The organism is Agrobacterium sp. GW821-FHT02D03 (genome assembly GCF_059421725.1).
Map to the genome: position 1 here is coordinate 2,034,810 of NZ_JBWKVN010000001.1, position 15,317 is coordinate 2,050,126.

Annotated in this window: 13 protein-coding genes; 5 read left to right on the forward strand and 8 right to left on the reverse strand. The window is 58.6% G+C overall.

All coding sequences use genetic code 11. The annotated features are described in order from the left end of the window. Window positions 1-20 precede the first annotated feature (20 nt). The 6 genes from AC07U5_RS09660 to AC07U5_RS09685 form a co-directional block, all read right to left on the reverse strand. Window positions 21-1,064, reverse strand: coding sequence for a carbohydrate ABC transporter permease (locus AC07U5_RS09660; protein ID WP_111847826.1), 1,044 nt, complete (start codon window positions 1,062-1,064; stop codon window positions 21-23). Further along, window positions 1,057-2,025, reverse strand: coding sequence for a carbohydrate ABC transporter permease (locus AC07U5_RS09665; RefSeq protein WP_112952366.1), 969 nt, complete (start codon window positions 2,023-2,025; stop codon window positions 1,057-1,059). Before AC07U5_RS09665 ends, AC07U5_RS09660 begins: the two co-directional genes overlap by 8 nt. Window positions 2,026-2,082: 57 nt before the next feature. Continuing rightward, complete coding sequence (locus AC07U5_RS09670) at window positions 2,083-3,357, reverse strand: ABC transporter substrate-binding protein (protein ID WP_494722871.1); 1,275 nt, start codon at window positions 3,355-3,357, stop codon at window positions 2,083-2,085. A 117-nt stretch (window positions 3,358-3,474) separates the two neighbouring features. Then, window positions 3,475-4,554, reverse strand: a complete 1,080-nt coding sequence (locus AC07U5_RS09675; protein ID WP_494722872.1) for a Gfo/Idh/MocA family protein — start codon at window positions 4,552-4,554, stop codon at window positions 3,475-3,477. Then, complete coding sequence (locus tag AC07U5_RS09680) at window positions 4,551-5,567, reverse strand: Gfo/Idh/MocA family protein (RefSeq protein ID WP_494722873.1); 1,017 nt, start codon at window positions 5,565-5,567, stop codon at window positions 4,551-4,553. The genes AC07U5_RS09675 and AC07U5_RS09680 overlap by 4 nt, the downstream gene beginning before the upstream one ends. Continuing rightward, complete coding sequence (locus AC07U5_RS09685; RefSeq protein ID WP_494722874.1) at window positions 5,564-6,613, reverse strand: Gfo/Idh/MocA family protein; 1,050 nt, start codon at window positions 6,611-6,613, stop codon at window positions 5,564-5,566. Before AC07U5_RS09685 ends, AC07U5_RS09680 begins: the two co-directional genes overlap by 4 nt. 105 nt (window positions 6,614-6,718) lie before the next feature. Between AC07U5_RS09685 and AC07U5_RS09690 the strand changes: the two genes are divergently transcribed. Together AC07U5_RS09690 and AC07U5_RS09695 are read left to right on the forward strand one after the other, a co-directional pair. Further along, window positions 6,719-7,432 (forward strand): GntR family transcriptional regulator, encoded by a 714-nt coding sequence (locus AC07U5_RS09690; protein WP_494722875.1) that lies wholly within the window; start codon window positions 6,719-6,721, stop codon window positions 7,430-7,432. Between the two features lie 33 nt (window positions 7,433-7,465). Then, entirely contained in the window at window positions 7,466-8,392 is a 927-nt protein-coding gene (locus AC07U5_RS09695; protein WP_111847821.1) for an SMP-30/gluconolactonase/LRE family protein, read from the forward strand. A 12-nt stretch (window positions 8,393-8,404) separates the two neighbouring features. On the opposite strand, the gene AC07U5_RS09700 is transcribed toward AC07U5_RS09695, so the two are convergent. Then, entirely contained in the window at window positions 8,405-8,854 is a 450-nt protein-coding gene (locus AC07U5_RS09700; RefSeq protein ID WP_062425612.1) for a DNA polymerase III subunit chi, read from the reverse strand. A gap of 29 nt (window positions 8,855-8,883) precedes the next feature. Continuing rightward, window positions 8,884-10,374, reverse strand: a complete 1,491-nt coding sequence (locus AC07U5_RS09705) for a leucyl aminopeptidase (protein WP_494723279.1) — start codon at window positions 10,372-10,374, stop codon at window positions 8,884-8,886. A gap of 294 nt (window positions 10,375-10,668) precedes the next feature. Here AC07U5_RS09705 and lptF point away from each other — a divergent pair, with 294 nt between their 5' ends. Genes lptF through AC07U5_RS09720 form a run of 3 tightly spaced genes read left to right on the forward strand, consistent with a single transcriptional unit; the run spans window position 10,669 to window position 15,283 of the window. Continuing rightward, window positions 10,669-11,838, forward strand: coding sequence for an LPS export ABC transporter permease LptF (lptF, locus tag AC07U5_RS09710; RefSeq protein ID WP_062437915.1), 1,170 nt, complete (start codon window positions 10,669-10,671; stop codon window positions 11,836-11,838). Continuing rightward, window positions 11,835-12,923 (forward strand): LPS export ABC transporter permease LptG, encoded by a 1,089-nt coding sequence (gene lptG, locus AC07U5_RS09715; protein WP_062598222.1) that lies wholly within the window; start codon window positions 11,835-11,837, stop codon window positions 12,921-12,923. The genes lptF and lptG overlap by 4 nt, the downstream gene beginning before the upstream one ends. Next, complete coding sequence (locus tag AC07U5_RS09720; RefSeq protein ID WP_494722876.1) at window positions 12,923-15,283, forward strand: LPS-assembly protein LptD; 2,361 nt, start codon at window positions 12,923-12,925, stop codon at window positions 15,281-15,283. The genes lptG and AC07U5_RS09720 overlap by 1 nt, the downstream gene beginning before the upstream one ends. Window positions 15,284-15,317: the final 34 nt, after the last annotated feature.

Sequence of the window (15,317 nt, forward strand, 5' to 3'; positions counted from 1 at the left end):
TCGTGTCTCCTCCCGAAGGATTATTTGCCGCCCGTCGATGCAATGCCGGTGGCGATGTATTTTTGTAGGAACATGAAGACCAGCGCGATGGGCGCGAGCGTCAGCACGGTCATGGCGAGCAGGTTGCTCCACTCCGTCGACATCTCTCCCTGGAAGGAATTCAGTGCCAGTTGCAGGGTGAAATTGTCGTTACGGGTCAGCACGATCAGCGGCCAGAGGAAGTCGTTCCAGCGCCACATGACCGCCAGGATCGCAAGCACGGCCAGTGCCGGTGCGGAGAGCGGCAGAATGATGCGCCAGTAGATCTTCCACTCGCTGGCCTTATCCATGCGTGCCGCGTCGAGGATCTCATCGGGGATCGTCAGCATATATTGACGCAGCAGGAACACGCCGGTCGGCGTGGCGGCACCGGGAATGATCACGCCCCAGAGACTGTTGATCATGCCAAGCTGGCTGGTGATGAGAAAGAGCGGCACAAGCACGACCGTCTGCGGGATCATCAAAGTGCCGACGACCATGGCTAGAACGGCACCCCTGCCCTTGAACTGATATTTCGACAGGGCAAAGGCCGCCATGGAATTGACGATCAGCATGATAACGGTGGACGTTACCGTGATGAAGACCGAGTTCCAGAAGTAGAGCGGGAAGTTGAAGCGCTGGAAAAGCTCGGTGTAGTTCTCCGTCGCTAGCGACACGCGCTCTGCCGACTTCAACTCATTGAACGGAACCTTCTGTATTTCGGTGGGCTTGGCCGGATCGATGACCTGCGCCACAAGACCGATACGCCGCACCATGCCCACCGTCTGGCCGTCCTTGGTGGTATAGGCAGGAAGCGGCGCCTGCTGTCCATCCACAACGACTGTCTCCTGCGAATAGGGCAGAAAACGCGGAGGAAAGCGCTGAAGGTCCGCTTCCGTCTTGAAGGACGACAGAACAAGCCAGACGACCGGGCCGAACATGATCAAAACGGCCATGCCAAGATAGGCGTAGGACAGCCAGTCGGTCCAGTGCAGCTTGCCATTGCGGCCGCGCGTGCGGGTCAGAAATGCACCAATCCTAGCCATCGACCTTGCTCCTGTTTGCCCGGAATTGTAGCGCGGTCAGCACCACGAGAACGACAGCGAGAAGCAGCGAGGCTGCGGCTGCAAGGCCGAAGTTGCGGGGCGTGCCGGCAAAACCGGTCTGATAGATGTATTGAATGATGAAGGTCGTCGCTGAGCCTGGACCACCGCCGGTGAAGGCGAAGATTTCGTCGAAGGTCTGTACGCCCTTGATCAGCGACAGAACCAGCACGACGAGCATGGTCGGCGCCAGAAGCGGCATGGTGATGCGGCGGAAGATGCGCCAAGGGTTGGCCTTGTCGAGTTCTGCGGCCTCGTAGACGTCGCGCGGGATCGCCTGCAGACCGGCAAGCAGGATGAGCGTGTAAAAGCCCATATGCGCCCAGACCGAGAGAAAGACCGACCAGCCGAAGGCCAGGTTTGCTTCCAGCATCCAGTCGACAGAGCTCAAGCCCATCCCTTCCATCGCGGCGTTCAGCACGCCGAAGCGCTGCAAGATCCACTTCCAGATCAGCGCAACGACGACTGGCGACAGAAGCACGGGGAAGAAGAACACGGCGCGGAAGAAACCACGGGCGCGGATATCGCGATTGAGGATGATGGCGGTGATCAGCGAGAAGCCGACCATGAAGCCCACCTGCAGCACGACGAAGAGCAGCGTGTTCCACACCGAGCGCCAGAAGAGATCCTGCTGACAGGAATTCGGGTCGAGATAATTGGCGCAGGACATCAGCGCCGAGAAATTACCGCCGCCGACGAAGGGGCGATCTGCAAGCATGATCTGCTCGGTGCCGGTGACCGAATAGGCGACGTTCAGCAGGATCGGCAGAAACGCGAAAACAGCAAAGAGTAACAGGTTGGGGGTGAGAAACACCCAGGCAATCCGTCGATGGCCGAGAACCTTCTGCAGGAAGGCGAATGGCAGTTCGACGATGCCCATCACTGGCGCAATAAATTTATACATGGGGCTCCTCCTTCGATCCGGCGCGGCGCGGGATGCGCCGCGCCGGAAGGCGATGGATCACTTCGCCTGTTTCAACATTTCCTCGACGTCCGTCTTGGCGCGTGCCATCGCTTCATCGACCGTGAGTTCGCCGACGATGGCCTGCGTGATACGCTGGACAGAGATGTTGAACATGGCGCGATTGTTCTTGTAACCCTGGTAGGCGTAAGCAATCGGGCTGATGCCGGGGATCTGGTCGAGCCAGGCATTCATGGCCTTCTGCGTCGCAGGGGTCGCACCGGTATAGGTCACGCCCTTTTCCGCGATGGACTTCTTGGCCGGAACGTTGCGGGTGCGAACCGTAAAATCGAGATAGTTCTCGTCTTCAGCAAGGAAGTTCAGGATATCGGCAACGATCTTCGGGTTCTTGGTCTGCTTGAAACCGACAATGCCGGTACCACCTGGCATGCCGGTGCAGGCAGCACCACCGCAAGGCTGCGGTACGACTTCCCAGTCGAAGGCATCGCCTACCTGGCTGTCGAAGCGCGCGGTCTGCCAGCTGCCAGAATAGTAGTAGGCGAGCTGGCCGTTGATGAATTCCTGCGCGGCGTCGCGATAGGTGTTGCCGCCCTGCCCGGCCCAGACGTCACGCGCCATGGTGCCGTTCTTGTTCCACTCGACGAACTTCTTCACGAAAGTCGTAAAGCCTTCATCGACCAGGATCGGTTTGCCTTCCGCGTCGAAAATCTTGGCGCCGTAGGAAATGGCCGGGCCGGCAATACGGTGGCCGGAACGGTCGATCGCCATCGGGTAAGGCGTGCTGGTGGCCTTGGCAACGGCAGTCGCAGCCTTTGCCCAATCGTCCATCGTCGCGTCCTTGCCGGGTACGACAACATTGGCCTGATCGAAGAGCGTGCGATTGATGAAGGCGCCTGTGATGGTCAACTGCGTATGCATGCCGTAGATGCCCTTGTCTTCAGGGCCGCTGCGGTACCATTTCAGCACGTTGGAGAAATTGTCTTCCCAGTTCTTCGCGTCCACATAGGGCGTGAGATCGAGGTAATAACGGTTCAGGCCGCCAAGGTCGGTGACGGTGGCGAAGTCAGGGCCGCTGCCACCAGCGAGCTGAACGGGCAGACCTTCCAGCAGTGCCTTGTAAGGAACCACGTCGGTCACGATCTTCACGTCGGGATGCTGCTTTTCATAGCGTGCGAGAATGTCCTTCAGGATTTCGCAGCCATTGCCGTCATAGGCGCAGGTGAAGCGAACTTCCTGGGCAGCCTGAGCGCCACCCGCGAAAGACGCTGTGCCCAAGGCCAACGCCGCGAATGCGATTTTGTATTGACTGATCATCTGGTTTCCTCCCGTTCGATGATTATGCTTTAGAGCGCCGAGCGTCCTTTGGGACGCACAAAGGACGCTCTACGCTTCAGATTTACGCATCGTGCATTCCGAAAATCGCTCCGATTCTCAGGCCGATGCTGCAGCTGGTGCTGGCTGTGGAGCCCAACCCTTGATCCACTGACCTTCCGCCGCTTCTGCCAGACGCACCGGCTTGCCTTCCCGCGCCGAGCGATAGATGGCCGTGACGAGTTCGATCGATTGCAGACCGTCCGTTACGGTGACTTCCTTGCCGCCGCGTCCCTCCATGGCGTCGGCGATCGCCTCGACAAAACCGGTGAAACCGTTTTCGCCGTCGCCAACCGTCGCAAGAACCGCGTCGATCTGAGCTTGAGTCGTTGGCGCACGGGCGATAAAGCGCCATTTGTCTTCCGCAGGACGATAGGGCAGCGAACCGCTTTCGGCAGTGAACCCTTCAAAGCAGAAGCGTAGACGCGACGTATCTTCGGCAGCACCGAGCGTGACAGAACTTGTTGCCAACGCGCCGTTCTTCATGCGGAAGCTGAGGGCCGCGCAGTCTTCGGTTTCGATTGTATTGACCCGGGTGTCGGCCATGGTGAAGACTTCATCCACCGGGCCAAGCACGTAGCAGATCAGATCATGCGCATGGATCGCATGGCCGAGGATCGCGCCACCGCATTCGCCCTTCCAGGTGCCGCGCCAGGGAATGTCGTAATAACCCTTGCCACGGTTCCAGTGGACCTCCGAGCTTGCAACATAGGCCTTACCAGCAAGCCCGGCATCGATCAGCGCACGAAGCTGGCGCATGGCCGGACCAAAGCGATACTGGAAAACGGGGAAGATGCTGCGGCCGGTTGTCTTGACGGATTCGAGAAGCGCATTTGCCTCTTCCAGCGAACGCACGAACGGTTTCTCGCAGACCACGTCCTTGCCGGCGGCATGCGCCTTCAGCGTGATCGGAAAATGCAAGTGCGGCGGCAGGCAGACGTCGATGAGCTGGATGCTCGGATCCGCCAGGACCTCATCCAGATCGGCGGTGACGTGGATGGACGTGCCATTGGCAACGCCACGCGCACGTTCCACGTCGAGATCGCAGATCGCCTTGACGGAGAAACGCTCCGGCAAAGCGAGATACCCCTTCAGATGCTCGGCACCAATACCGGCACCGACAATGGCGACGCCAATCATGCCTTTGCTCCTTCAGCCTTGGCCTGTGCCTGAAGCGACAGATCGCAAACCTTGAAGACATGTTCCTGCGTCATCGCCGTTTCGGTGCGGTTGCGGATGTCGTCGCATACGCGTCCGAAATATGGGAGGCCAGCGTCGGAGGCATCGATATATTCGCAGCGATCGCCATTGACGAGGATCAGGCGGTCGGTGCCTTCGCTGTTGCCGACATCGACATATTTGCGCAGTTCGATATAGCCCTCGGTGCCGAGGATCGTCAGGCGGCCATCACCCCAGGTGGGCAGCGCATCCGGCGTATACCAATCGACGCGGATGTAGCCGTGGCCCTTGTCGCCGCGCAGCAGCACTTCGCCAAAATCCTGCAGGCCCGGGTCGCCCGGGTTGGCGTAATTGGCAACCGAAGCAGACACGATTTCCACCTCGGTGGAGCCGGTGAAGAACATGAACTGGTCAATCTGGTGGCTGGCGATGTCGGTGATGATGCCGCCGTATGCTTCACGCTCGAAGAACCACTTTGGACGGATCTGGCGGTTCAGACGATGCGGGCCCATGCCGATCGTCTGGACGACGCGGCCGATGGCGCCTGCGGCGACCAGCTCGGCAGCCTTGGTGACGCTCGGCACTTCGAAGCGCTCGGAGAAATCGACTGTCCAGATGCGTTTGGTCTTCTTGACCGTCTGGCGAATGCGCTCGAGCTGTTCGAATGTGGTGCAGCCTGGCTTGTCGGTCATGACATCCTTGCCGGCTTCCATCGAGGCGACCGCAAGGTCTGCGCGCTTGGATGGGATATCGGCAATGACGACCATATCAACGCTGTCATCCGCCAGAAGCGCTTCCTTGGTGACCGAACGCGGCACGTCGGGAAAACGCTTGACGAAGCCTTCGACCACGTCGGGCTCGCCTTCCGTCCACCAGCCGACGAACTCCGCGCCGGCGTCCATCAGGTTCTGTGCCATGCCAAAAATGTGGCGGTGCTCTATGCCCAGAGCGATGAACTTAATTGCTTTAGTCATTGTTGCAGTTCCACTTCCTTGCCGGTTTCGGCCGAGTTAATGATCGCGTCGATCAATCTGTGAGACAAAAGAGCCGCTTCGCCCGTGACAACCGGTGGACGTTCTGCGGTTATGCTATCTGCGAAATCCTCGAAGACGCTTTGGTGCCATTCATGGGTAAAGGCCATCGGATCGGCGCCGCCGCCAGTGCCGGAAGCCGCCCCACCAAAGACCTCCTGGCGTCCGTCGCGCCAATCGACATGCAGGAGACCGGAAGCGATCCGGAGGCTGGCATTGTCGAAGTGCAGGACGATCGATTCAGCCGAGCCTGGAAAACTGGCCGTGCTCGCGACAAGCGAGCCGACCGCGCCATTTGCAAAGCGAAGGCCAGCGGCAACGTAATCTTCGGTTTCCATGCGATGGAAACGAGTCGTTGCCGCCATCGCTTGAACGCGCGACACAGGACCTGTGAGGCTGAGGGCAAGATCGATGGTGTGAATGGCCTGGGAAATCAGAACGCCGCCACCGTCACGTGCCAAAGTACCGCGACCGGGCTCGTCATAATAGGACTGGGCGCGCCACCACGGCACGGAAATCTCGCAGAGACCTAGCTCTCCAAGCGTTCCGCCATCAACAAGTGCACGCGCCTTCTGTGATGCAGCCCGCATGCGGTGCTGAAAGATGATACCGAGCGTGACGCCAGCGTCCCAACAGAGAGCAACCAGATGCTCCGCCTCATCGGTGTTGCGAGCAACCGGCTTTTCCATCAGAATATCTTTGCCGGCGCGGGCAAAAGCTTCGACGATATCGAGGCGGGCGTTCGGCGGCGTGGCGATGATGGCGAAATCGACATCCATGTCATGCGCCGCCTCCTCCACCGAGGAATAGACCGTAACGTCATATCCTGCATGCTTCGACGCTTCCTCGGCCAGTGCCTTGGCGCGACCGGAACCGCTGTCGACGATACCCTTCAATCTAATTTTCTCGGGGCTTGCTGCACAAGCGAGCACGTGGGTCTTCGCCACCATTCCAGCGCCGATGATGACGCAGGTCTTGATATTCTGCATTTTCGGGGAGCCTCCCTTCCCAGTGCGACGTAAATTGCATACCGGTATGCCGGTTGTCAACTGACTTGTGTTCCGGTATACCGGTTGAAAATCGCTGGAGTGCAAATGCCAAAAATCCCGATGACAGGCAGCTCTGTTCCGACCATGGAGAGACTGGATTTGAACCGGCCCGTGGTGGATCAAATCTACTTGGCGCTGAAGTCCGCCATTTTGTCGCGCGAGCTTTTTCCCGGTCAGGCGGTATCCGAAAACGAGATCGGCCAGTCCTTCAATTCCAGTCGCACGCCGGTGCGTGAAGCCCTGAGCCGCCTTCGCGACGATGGCCTGATCGTCACACTTCCCAGCCGTGGGACCTATGTCTCCAAACTTTCTGAGAGAAATATCCGCAGTTCGCAGTTCATCCGCGAAGCTCTGGAAGTCGCGGCCGTCGAGAAACTGTGCCAGATCGGCTTGTCCTCGGAAGCCGAGCAAGAAATCGAGCATACGCTGAACGGGCAGCGCAAGGCGATGCAGCGCGCGGACCGCAAGGCCTTTCGTATGCATGACGACCAGTTTCACAGCGCCCTTGCTGCGGCCACCGGCATGGAAAGGCTAGAAACGCTGCTCATCCGCGAAAAGGCAGGCCTGGATCGTCTGCGGGCTCTTGCCATTACCGATGAGGCGCATATGGCTGGGCTGCTTGCCGAACACGAGGCAGTCTATGCAGCGATTCAGGATGGCAATGAAACTATTGCGGCGGATGAACTGCGCAAACATCTTCGCCGCGTTCTTGGCATTCTGGCGCAGGTCTTCGCCAACCATCAGGATTATTTCGAGTAAATCCGCGGCACCACCGACACTGGATACCCCATCATGACGACTGCACACTCCGGATCGCTGCCTGCCGAAACGCTTGGCATGTCAGAGGCAGAGCTTCTCTGCGACACAATCAGCACTCTCGCCGAATCGCCCGTTTGGGACGAAAAGCGCCAAGTGCTGTTCTGGTGCGATATTCTCGGCAAGACGGTGCGCTCTGCCGCGCTAACGCCCGGCCAGTACCGTGAATGGTCTTTCCCAAGCACGGTGTCCAGCCTTGGGCTTTGCGACAATGGTGACCTCATCATTGCCTGCGGCATGGATATTGTTTTCCTCGATCCGGAAAGTGGCGCCACCCAAACGCTTTGCAGCATTCCGGCGCCGGAAGGCGCAGCTTTCCGCCTGAATGACGGACGGATCGGGCCAGACGGTGCATTCTGGGTCGGCACGATGCATAACGTGCCACTGGCGCAGATGGAGCCGCGCGGCGAACTTTGGCGCGTCACGGCGAGTGGCGCCGAACGGATGCAGACCGGCCTCACCTGCCCCAATGGGCTTGCCTTCTCGCAAGATGGTTCGGTCATGTGGCAGAGCGATTCCGTCCAAAGATGGATCCGTCGCCGCGCCTTCGACAAGAGCCGCGGCACTTTCGATGAAGGCATTCTGGTTGCGCAGATGACAGAGGAAACGGGCAGGCCCGATGGCGGCTGCGTCGATCGTTCTGGCGTTTATTGGAGCGCTGGCGTTTCTGCCGGACTGATCAATGCGTTTTCGCCCAACGGTACGCATCTTGGTGCGACTGAGGCGCCCGTCCCGCACCCCACCATGGGCTGCTTCGGTGGGCCGGACTTCAGTACGCTTTTTCTGACGTCCCACCGTCACAACATGTCCGACGAGCGGTTGCAGAAGGCGCCATCATCGGGCGGTGTGTGGATGATCCCGACCAAGACGACCGGCTTTGCCGGTTTTCGTTTTCGTCGTTGATGCGCTGGAGGCTCACGCCTTTTTCTGCCAGCGGCCTTCAGGCGATTGCTGCCAATAGGTGAGTGCATGGCCCTCGCCTTTCAGCTTCTTCCACTGCGCGCGTGCCGCTTCCAGCTGCTCTGCGTCATAGCCATCGAACATGAAGACGATGCGCTCATAGGCGTCCAGTGCCGGCGGCTCCGCACCATCGACAAGAAAGCGTACTGTCGCCTGATTGGCATTGCCATCACTTGAGGTGAGCAACACCGGCTGTTGCGCAGATGTTGCGGCGGCATCAGTTGCGTGCGGCAGAAAGCTATCGTCGCGGAACGTCCAGAGAAGCACGTCGAGCGCATCGCGCTTCTCATCACTTCCCGTTTGGACCGCGACCTTCCAGCCGCGCTCCAGCGATTTTTCCAGCAGCGGCGGCAAGGCATCCTCCAGCTTGGATTCCGTCAGATGATAAAACAGAACTTCCGTCATCGGGGGATTGCCACCTTCATGCTTCTATCTCAATCCTCGTAGTGCGCGCGGACCAACTCGTCCAGAAGGCGCACGCCATAGCCGGAGCCCCAGGACTGGTTGATCTCAGTCAGCGGCGAGCCCATGGCCGTACCGGCAATATCCAAATGCGCCCATGGCGTCTCACCGACGAAGCGCTTGAGGAACTGGGCCGCTGTGACCGAGCCCGCCAAGCGGCCAGCGCTGTTCTTCATGTCGGCAAACTTCGAATCGATGATCTTGTCGTAGTCCTTGCCAAGCGGCATGCGCCACAGCTTCTCCTGTGTCGTGTCGCCCGCCTCGACCAATTGACCGGCCAGTTCATCGTCATTGGAGAAGAGGCCTGCCTGAAGATTGCCAAGCGCAACTGTGATTGCACCGGTGAGCGTGGCAAGATTGATCATGAATTTTGGCTTGAAGCGATCGTTCGTGTACCACAGCGCATCCGCCAGAACGAGGCGACCTTCGGCGTCGGTGTTGATGATTTCGATGGTCTGGCCGGACATGGAGGTGACGATATCGCCAGGCCGCTGGGCATTGCCGTCCGGCATGTTTTCGACCAACCCGATAACGCCAATCACATTGGCCTTTGCCTTGCGGGCCGCAAGCGTGTGCATGAGACCGGTCACGGCAGCAGCGCCGCCCATGTCGCCCTTCATGTCTTCCATGCCGGCACCTGGCTTCAGAGAAATACCGCCGGTGTCGAACACCACGCCCTTGCCGATGAAGGCGATCGGCTCGTCTTTCTTGGAGCCGCCATTCCATTGCATGATGGCAAGCCGTGGCGGGCGAACAGAGCCTTGTGCCACGCCGAGAAGTGCGCCCATGCCGAGCTTCTTCATTTCCTTTTCGCCAAGGATTTCAACTTCTACGCCGAGTTTCTTCAAGCCTTCCGCCTTCTCGGCAAATTCGACCGGATCAAGCACATTCGGCGGCAGATTGACGAGATCGCGCGCCAGAATGACGCCATCGGCGACGGCCTGAGCAGCCTCGAACGCCTTTTCTGCCTCCTTGTGGACAACCGTTACGATCGTCACATCGACGCGCTTCGGCTTCTTCTCTTCGTCGGACGGCTTCTTGGTCTTGTAGGCATCGAAACTATAGGCGCGCAGCAGAAGCCCAAGGGCGAAGTCGGCAGCGGTCTTGCCATTTACATCAAGGCCCGGAACATCGACATAGACGACGACCTTTTCCGCCTTTTTGAAATTGGCGGCAGCGGTGCCGCCTGCCCTCAGCCAATCATGCGCTGTGAGCTTCGTGGCCTTGCCAAGGCCGATGACCGTGATGCGATCTGCCTCAGAACCCTGGGGCGTCAGAACATCGAGAACGCTCATCGACTTTGCCGAAAAGCCTGCGACCTTGGCAGCCTTTTCCAGCACGCCAGCCGGATCCACATGCGCCTGACCCGCCGCCCCTTCGTCGCCGGAAGCGCGCAGAAGAATGGCCGTGGCATTTTCACATGAGGCGGAAGCGGCGAAGGAAATATCGAAACTTGCGGACATCTTGATGCTCATCTTGCTGTTTTTTAAGGGTGTGCGGATCATGGGCCTTTCCGCCCGTGACGCAACCCCGGCATGGCGACTCGCAGTGTCAAATTTGTGGATGGTCGCGGTAACGACTGAGGTTCGACGAAAAGTTTTTTCGCCAGCTCTCCACAAAAAGCCACAGCCGCAGGAAAAATGACTGCGCGAAAGAAATTTGTGGTCCATCGAGAGTCGCCAAGCGGGATCGATGCGATTACATAGGGCCGGTTCCCTGCACGGGAAAAAAGAATGAAAAACGTTACCAGGGACTAAATGGCGCTTCTCGAACGGTACATATTGCGACGCACGACGCAGATGGTTCTCGTCGCGCTGATGCCCGTGCTGGCAATCATCTGGACGATCCAGGTTCTGCAAAGAATCAACCTCGTCACGGATAGCGGCCAGTCCATGGGCTCGTTCATGACGCTCGCAACCATGCTGTTGCCGACGCTCATTCCCGTCGTTCTACCCTTCGCGCTTGTCATTGGCGTGACGCAGACGCTCACCGCGATGAACACCGACTCGGAACTCGCCATCATCGATGCGTCGGGCGCGCGCCGCACGATCATCTACAAGCCTGTCCTCATTCTCGGCGCGGTGCTGAGCCTTGTCTCCTTCGGTATCACCAATTTTGCCGAGCCGCCGGCACGTGCCGCTGCGCGCCAGATGGTCGCTGCAGCCTATGCCGACCTCCTCTCCTCGGTGATCGAAGAGAAGACCTTCCGCACCATTCAGGATGGACTTTATGTGCAAATCGGCCAGCGCCAGGGCCGAATCCTGCGCGGGCTCTTCGTTGCCGATCGCCGCGATCCGAACTACGACCTTATCTACTATGCCAAGGAAGGCATGATCGACGAAGGCGGTACCTCGCTCACCATGCGTGATGGCGAGGTTCAGCAGAAGACGCCGGACGGCAAGGTTTCGGTCGTCAAGTTCCTGTCCTACGCCTTCGATCTTTCCACCATGTCGGAGAAGTCCGACAATGAGCCGTCGCTGTCTGCCAGCGATGCCAGCCTCGCTTTCCTGCTATCTCCAGACGAGAACCTGGAAAGTTACAAGAAAAATCCTGGAAGCTTCCGTTCGGAACTGCACCGGCGTCTCGTCGACTGGATGTTCCCCTTCGTGTTCGCTTTGATATCGCTGGTCGTCGCAGGGGACGCACGCTCTCACCGCGAGGCACGGCTACATCCCATGGTGGTTGCGCTGGTCACGGCCTTCATGCTGCGCTGGCTGGGTTTCTATTTCACCAATCAGGTGAAGCAGAGCGCTGCCTTCATTCCCTTCGTCTATGCCGTTCCAGTGGTCAGTGGCCTCATTGCCGCCTATCTGCTGGCGACAGGCCGCAAGCTGCATATGCCGTCCTTCCTTCATACCGCAACTCAGGCGCTCCAACGTCGCGTCAGCCGGCCAAAGGCGAACGGTAACGGGGGACAGAGCGCATGATGTTCGGCACACTTGCCCGCTATTTTCTTCGTCGCTATGCCATGACCACCTTCTGGTTTCTGCTTGGCGTCTCGTCGATCATCTTTCTGGCCGATTTTAGCGAAACCGCGCGACGCATGTCCGGTCTTCCCGGATATTCCGTGCCGGCTGCACTGGGACTGACGGCGCTTCGGCTACCACTTATCCTACAGCAGACGGTTCCTTTCGTTGCCCTTTTCGTCGGCATGACGACGCTGATCTCGCTCAACCGCCGCTACGAGCTTGTCGTGACGCGCGCGGCGGGCATTTCCGTCTGGCAGTTCATGCTGCCCTTCATCACCGGCGCGATCCTGCTCGGTATCCTCTGCGTTGCGGCGCTCAATCCGCTTGCTGCCTGGGGCGAAAGCAAGTCGCTCTCCGTTGAGGCGGGATGGCGTAACGATGGCAGCGGCCCGCGTCAGCAGCAGGTGATTCCATGGCTGCGCCAAAGCAGCGGCGGAGAGGACACGATCATCGGAGCCAAGAGCTTCGAGGATAACGGCGCGCTGCTGAAAGATGTGGTGCTGATTCACCTCGACAAGAACGGCAACATCCTTTTCCGACAGGACGCCGCCTCGGCGAAGTTGGAAGATGGTTACTGGCTTCTTAACAACGTTTCGGAGATTCGACCGGGTCACGTCCCCACCCATCAGGCGACGGCCAGAATCAGTACCAATTTGAGACAGGAATTCGTTCAAGAGCGTCTGACTCAGCCGGAAACCGTTGCTTTCTTTGATCTTTCTCGAAAAATCGAAGTGGCGAAATCCTTCGGCCTGTCATCCAAGGCACTCGAGACGCAATATCACTTCCTGCTCTCCATGCCATTTCTGCTGGTGGCGATGACGTTCATTGCGGCAACTGTTTCTCTAAAGTTCAGCCGTTTTGCACAGTCCCGTTCAGTGATTCTGGGTGGAATCCTTTCCGGCTTCGTGCTTTATGTGGTAACCGTGCTCGTAAGGGCATTCGGGAGTAGCGGCGTTGTTCCGCCCTTCGTTGCGGTCTGGATTCCAGTCGTCGTAGCGTTGGCATTGGGGGCAACCATTCTGCTTCATCAGGAGGACGGCTAGTGGCGGTATTTGACCGCGGGAATATCAGACGGCTTGCGGCAGCCCTTCTGACAGGGGCTTCTGTGTGCGCATACGTAGCTACCGCATCCAGCGCTTTCGCTGATGACGGGGTGATTGTGGGCGACGCTCAAGACCAATCAAAACTCCTGCTTACAGCAAATGAACTCACCTATAATCGTGACGCTCAAGAAGTGATCGCGACGGGTGGCGTGCGCTTGAAATATTCGGGCTACCGCATGGTGGCCCAACGCATTGAATATAATCAGGGCACCGGCCGCGTCGTTGCTCGCGGAAACATCGAACTCATCGAACCAAGCGGCAACCGCATCTACGCCGATGAGTTGGACGTGACCGACAATTTCTCGCAGGGCTTCGTGAATGCTCTGCGCGTGGAAACGACCGACAACACGCGCATTGCCGGCGAAAGTGCTGAACGCGTCAATGAGGATGTTATGATCCTCAACAACGGCGTTTATACGGCCTGCCTTCCCTGCGCCGAGCGTCCGGACAAGCCGCCGCTTTGGCAGGTCAAGGCCGAGCGTGTCATTCAGGATGGCAAGAGCCAGACGGTTCGGTTGGAGAAGGCTCGTTTCGAGCTTTTCGGCAAGCCGATCGCCTATCTTCCGTTCCTCACCGTTCCCGACAACAGGGTAAAGCGCAAATCGGGCTTTTTGTTCCCTCAGATGAGCATAACCGACAAGCTCGGTTTCGGTATCGGCGTGCCCTATTACCAAGTGCTTGGCGATAGCGCGGATCTGACGGTCACACCGACCTTCTACACGGCGCAGGGTCTTCTTCTTCACGGTGAACTGCGCAACCGTTTCGAGATGGGAACGCACACGCTGACATTTGCCGGCATCGACCAGCGCGACCCGGAACGATTCGACTCTGGCACCAGCGACGCGCTGAACGACCGTCGCGGCATGGTTGCCAGCAAGGGTGACTTCAAGATCAATCCCCGCTGGTCATTCGGCTGGGACGTCATGGTGCAGTCCGACAACAACTTCGCCCGCACCTATGATCTCAAGGGCTATAAGAGCGAGACCCAGACCAACAAGCTTTACCTCACCGGCCTCGGTGATCGTAACAGCTTCGATGCCAATGCCTACTACTTCAACGTCCAGGACAAGGACGACTTTGAGTTGGAAGAGCGCAGGCAGGCGATTGTTCATCCAGCCGTCGACTATCGCTACTTCCTTCCCGATCCCGTCTATGGCGGCGAGCTTTCGCTGACGACGAACCTCACGAGCCTGACGCGCCGCAATCAGGATGCCTACGCGCTCGGAACCTCCAACCGCTTCCCGGGTCTTGAAGGCACCTATACGCGCCTGACGACGGAAGCCGAGTGGAAGAGAACCTACACCTTCGACAGCGGCCTTCAGCTGACACCGCTCGGCGCCCTTCGTGGAGACATCTTCTCCACCGATATGGCGACACAGGGTCTCACCTATGGCAGTTCGATTGACGATGACGCGGCCTTCCGCGGCATGGCAACGCTTGGTCTCGAAGCACGCTACCCGATTTTGTTTACGGCGCAGAACAGCAGCCACGTGATTGAACCGATCGCTCAGGTATTCGTGCGTCCGGATGAGCAATTCGCCGGTCGCCTTCCAAACGAAGATTCGCAGGCCTTCGTCTTCGATGCGACCAACCTGTTCGAACGCGACAAGTTCACGGGCTTCGACCGTGTCGAAGGCGGTACGCGTGCCAATCTCGGTTTCCGCTATAACGGCACGTTCGACAATGGCTACGGCATCCGCGCGATTGCGGGTCAGTCCTTTCATCTGGCCGGCGAAAATTCTTTCGCGTCGCCGGATCTCGTCAATGCCGGTGCGGATTCCGGTCTGGAATCAGACCGCTCCGACTACGTGACGATGGCGGCGATCGATGCACCGATCGGTCTGTCCTTCTCCAACAGCCTGCGTCTCGACAAGGATAACTTCGAGATCAACCGGATGGAGAACAGCGTCCACTACGCGGATAACCGTTTTACCGGCAAGGTCAGCTATACGCAGGTCAAGGCACAGCCGAATTACGGCTATGACCGCGATCGTGACATCATCCAGACGTCGGGAAAGATCCGTCTAGACGACAATTGGGCTCTGTTCGGCGCGATCAACTACGATTTGAACAACAAGTTCTCGAGCGAGCGCCGTATCGGTGTTCTCTATCAGGACGAGTGCACCATCTTTACCGTCAGCTACTCGGATGAGGGTAACCTCAGCACCGTGCGCGAGGCGGCAAATGACTGGTCGATCAATGCCCGCCTCGCCTTCCGCACACTCGGCGACATCAGCGTCGGCTCGGCTGCGGAAGACTGGGACAAGGCCGATATTGGCTGGCAGCCAAATAGCTACTGATAGCCTAGACCTTACAAAACAACGGCGGGATCTT